Genomic DNA, 1,194 nt, shown 5'->3' with positions numbered 1-1,194 from the left:
CTGAAAGTCTTGCTATACAAGAAGTCTAGGAAGACAAGAGGGCGTTGTGTTGTGAGACTCAGATCGGATTGCTATAACACCCGGAAGTGCTGTAAAAGCAACTCAGATATTTTACTCAAAGTTAATTTTTTTCGTTCATCTAATTGTTCATAACCAGTTAGACTGCCAAAAATTTCCAAAAAATTTGATTTGAGCCTGAGCTTCTCTAACCCAGATGGAGAGTTTTTGTAAGCTAATAATTCTCGGTAGTAATCCAGGGTAAGAGCATCTCAATAAGGCTTGACACAAGGATTTGAGAATAAGCATCATGTACTCCTCACTCATCGCTGCCCGGTTCCTTTTGGCTCTCCTGAGTTTATGGTGTAAAATGTACCTACTAATACATTTACCGTTATGAGCTTCCATCTAGACTATCTATTAGCCTTGCCTGGAGTCAGGGTTGAAACTTGTACTCAAGTTGAGGGGAAAATTTTCTTGGGACTGAGCATTTTATCAGAAGGAATTGTTTGTCATCATTGTAACAATCCTACCGAAAAACTGCATCAAAATCGACCAATTTTAGTAAGAGATTTGTCGGTTTTTGGTCGTCCTGTATATCTAAAAATCCCACGACGGCAGTTTTACTGTCCTAGTTGTCAACGGTATCCCACAGAAAAACTAGATTTTTTGGACGTTAAAAGACGGCATACTCAACGATATGAACAAGATATTTATGAGCGTGTCAAACAATCGAGCAGGTAGCAAATTGTCCGAGAATAAGGACTGAGTTATGACGAAATAAAAAGAATATTTGAGCAGGTAAACACCATCAAAAAAAAACCTAATTGGCAACGGGTTAAACGAATTTGTCTGGATGAGATAAGTATGCGAAAAAGTCAAGGAAATTTTGTGACTGTTGTGAGTGACTTGGGCGAAGGTAATTTAATTGAGATGATTGATTCTCATCGCGGTGAAGAAATCATTGAAGTCCTTATGGAACAACCAATTGAGGTTCGTGAACAAGTTGAGGAAGTGAGTGTTGATATGTGGGGAGGATTCCCTAAAGTTATCAAAAAAGTATTCCCAAACGCCCTAGTTATTAGACCTCTTGCAAAATAATTTTATGATATAATGGAAGATTTTGCTTTACTGGATTGAATCCCAACTCTTAACTTATTTTTACTCTTGCCTTGCTAGAAACAGGATAAGATACTA

At 37.7% G+C, this 1,194-nt stretch carries 2 protein-coding genes; both read left to right on the top strand.

The features are described from left to right. Positions 1 to 393: 393 nt before the first annotated feature. Positions 394 to 741, top strand: a complete 348-nt coding sequence (locus QUB08_RS32315) for a transposase family protein (protein ID WP_445300989.1) — start codon at positions 394 to 396, stop codon at positions 739 to 741. A gap of 21 nt (positions 742 to 762) precedes the next feature. Continuing rightward, the gene (locus tag QUB08_RS31990; protein WP_333230324.1) at positions 763 to 1,098 is read left to right on the top strand and encodes a transposase; all 336 of its coding nucleotides are present in this window, start codon (positions 763 to 765) and stop codon (positions 1,096 to 1,098) included. Positions 1,099 to 1,194: the final 96 nt, after the last annotated feature.

The organism is Microcoleus sp. BR0-C5, assembly GCF_036705045.1.
In the GTDB taxonomy this organism is placed as follows: Bacteria; Cyanobacteriota; Cyanobacteriia; order Cyanobacteriales; family Microcoleaceae; genus Microcoleus.
The sequence above is the reverse complement of the archived record's forward strand: the minus strand, read 5'-3'. Positions and strand labels throughout refer to the sequence as shown.

What these genes read in the sequence shown, in the direction of transcription:
- QUB08_RS32315 (WP_445300989.1), top strand. Translation starts at nt 394, where the DNA reads ATGAGCTTCCATCTAGACTATCTATTAGCCTTGCCTGGAGTCAGGGTT.